This is a genomic window from Leisingera sp. F5, assembly GCF_001593695.1.
The window spans coordinates 1-2,568 of the sequence record NZ_LUKH01000404.1 but is presented as its reverse complement, the minus strand read 5'-3'; the positions used below and the strand labels follow the sequence as shown (position 1 = coordinate 2,568).

The window sequence follows — 2,568 nt, the reverse complement described above, 5'->3', positions numbered from 1 at the left end:
GTCTTCGGGTTCAGGCAAGTCTACCCTGCTGCGCTGCTGCAACCTGCTGGAAGACAGCCAGCAAGGCGAAATCCGGTTCAAGGGCGAGCCGATCACCTGGTCCGGCCAGGGACTGGCGCGCCGCCCGTCGGATGCCAAGCAAATCCTGCGCATCCGCACCAACCTTTCCATGGTGTTCCAGCAGTTCAACCTGTGGGCCCATATGACCATCCTGCAGAATGTGATGGAGGCGCCGGTCACCGTGCTTGGCCGCAACCGGGCTGAGGTTGAGGAAAAAGCCCGCTATTACCTGGACAAGGTCGGCATTGGCGACAAATGCGATGTTTACCCGGCCCAGCTGTCAGGCGGCCAGCAGCAGCGCGCCGCCATCGCACGCGCATTGTGCATGGAGCCTGAAGCGCTGTTGTTCGACGAACCCACCTCCGCGCTTGATCCGGAACTGGAACAGGAAGTGATCAAGGTGATCAAGGACCTGGCTGCCGAAGGCCGCACCATGATGATCGTGACCCACGACATGAAAATGGCCGCCGATGTCTCCAGCCACGTCGTCTTCCTGCACCAGGGGCTGATCGAAGAAGAAGGAACCCCGGACGAAGTGTTCGGCGGCACCCGCTCCGAGCGGCTGCGCGCCTTCCTGTCCTCGACCCGCCACGCGCATTGAGCAATAACAAACAAGTCCAATAACCAAACAGAACGGGAGTAAATTCATGAAATCACTGATCCTTGGCACCGCCGCCCTGGCGCTGACCGCGGGCATGGGCCTGGCGGAGACCGTGCGCCTGGGCACTGAAGGCGCCTATGCGCCGTGGAACTTCGTCAATGACGCCGGCGAGATCGACGGCTTTGAGCGCGAACTGGGCGATGAGCTGTGCAAACGCGCCGAGCTGACCTGCGAATGGGTCAAGAACGACTGGGATTCGATCATTCCGAACCTGGTCTCCGGCAACTACGACACCATCATCGCCGGCATGTCGATCACCGACGAGCGGGACGAGGTCATCGATTTCACCCAGCCCTACACGCCGCCGGATCCGTCCGCCTATGTCGCGCTGTCCTCCGACGTCGATCTGGGCTCCGGCGTGATTGCAGCCCAGGCCACCACCATCCAGGCTGCGTTTGTGGCTGAACAGGGCTGGACCCTGGTCGAATTCGCCACCCCGGAAGAAACCATCGCCGCCGTGCGCAACGGCGAAGCGGATGCGGTTCTGGCCGACAAGAGCTTCCTCGACACCGTGCTGGGTGACGACCTGGTGATGCTAGAGCGCACTGAAGCCCTCGGCGGCGGTGTTGGCATCGGCATCCGCGAATCCGACCAGGAACTCCGCGAAAAGCTCGACGCGGCGATCCAGTCGATGAAGGATGACGGCACGCTGAACGAACTGATCGCCAAGTGGGAAGTCTCCTCCCAGTGGTAATCTGATCCTGCTGCAGGATCTGCAGGCCCGCCGCCGCGGCGCGCGGGCCTCATTCCTTCTCATCCGGTGCCGCGCACCGGGCGTGAACAGAGAAAGACGGGCTCACTTATGTTTTCCTATTGCACGGACCCATCGACGCTTGAGGGGCTGAGCTGGCTCAGCTGCTACCTGACCACCGGCAAGCATTTGAACCTTTATATCTCGGTCTTTGTGGTCTTGACCCTGCTGGCCATCACCGCCCCTGTCGCGCTGATGTTCGGATTCGGCGCCGCGAGCGCTGCCCGCTCCAAGTTTCTGCCGCTGCGCTGGTTCGGCAAGGGTTATACCAGCATCGTGCGCGGTGTTCCGGATATTGCCTTCTTCCTGTTTTTCGTCATCGCGCTCGACCAGGCGTTCGAGTGGATGCGCCACAAGGTGAAATGCCCAGATTGGGACCAGCCGATCCGCCAGGGCATCGACTTCGTGGTCTGCGATGCCGCGAAATTGCCGCTGTCCACCTCGCCGCAATGGGTACATGAAACTTATGGGTTTTTCCTGGCGGTTCTGACCTTCTCGATCGTGTTCGGCGCCTTTGCCGCCAACGTCCTGTTTGGCGCCATGCGCGCCGTACCGCGCGGTCAGATCGAAACCGCCGAGGCCTATGGCATGACCAGCCGCCAGGCCTTCTGGCGCATTCTGGTCCCGCAGATGTGGGTCTATGCGTTGCCGGGGCTCTCCAACCTGTGGATGGTGCTGATTAAATCCACACCACTCTTGTTCCTGCTGGGGGTTGAGGACATCGTCTATTGGGCGCGGGAACTGGGCGGCACCAAGACCGCCAGGTTCACCGACTACCCGCACCCGAACTGGCATGTCTGGTACTTCGCCGCACTGCTGGTCTTCTACCTCTGCTTCACCAAAGTGTCTGAGGTGGTTCTGGACCGCATCATGACCCGCCTGACCAAGGGCCAGGCCACCGCGGCAGGCGAAGCACAAAGAAAGGCAGCGGCATGAGTTGCGTTGAAACCATTCAGGCCTATGCCTTTCGTTCCTTGGGCTTTGGCGAACGGCTGCTGCCCAAGGGCGAATACACCCTGTGCGAGCACTTCACCCTGATCGGCTCCGGTATGATCTGGAACGTCTATTTCGGCATTGTCGCGCTGCTGACCGGTTT

3 protein-coding genes and 1 pseudogene are annotated in these 2,568 nt (G+C 61.1%); all 4 read left to right on the top strand.

Annotated features, from left to right (window positions below; all coding sequences use genetic code 11):
• On the top strand, nucleotides 1-661 hold a 661-nt coding region (locus A2I95_RS30985; protein ID WP_291735995.1), incomplete at its 5' end, for an ATP-binding cassette domain-containing protein.
• 46 nt (nucleotides 662-707) lie between these two features.
• A complete protein-coding gene (locus tag A2I95_RS30980) occupies nucleotides 708-1,415 on the top strand; it encodes a transporter substrate-binding domain-containing protein (protein WP_291735993.1) in 708 nt (235 codons plus the stop codon).
• Between the two features lie 108 nt (nucleotides 1,416-1,523).
• The gene (locus tag A2I95_RS30975; protein WP_027259383.1) at nucleotides 1,524-2,408 is read left to right on the top strand and encodes an ABC transporter permease; all 885 of its coding nucleotides are present in this window, start codon (nucleotides 1,524-1,526) and stop codon (nucleotides 2,406-2,408) included.
• Nucleotides 2,405-2,568 (top strand): annotated as a pseudogene (locus A2I95_RS30970) (amino acid ABC transporter permease); the annotation flags it as partial. The gene A2I95_RS30975 and the pseudogene A2I95_RS30970, both read left to right, overlap by 4 nt.

Excerpts from the sequence above, each read along its gene's own strand:
- A2I95_RS30980 (WP_291735993.1), top strand. The coding sequence starts at position 708 with ATGAAATCACTGATCCTTGGCACCGCCGCCCTGGCGCTGACCGCGGGC.
- A2I95_RS30975 (WP_027259383.1), top strand. The coding sequence starts at position 1,524 with ATGTTTTCCTATTGCACGGACCCATCGACGCTTGAGGGGCTGAGCTGG.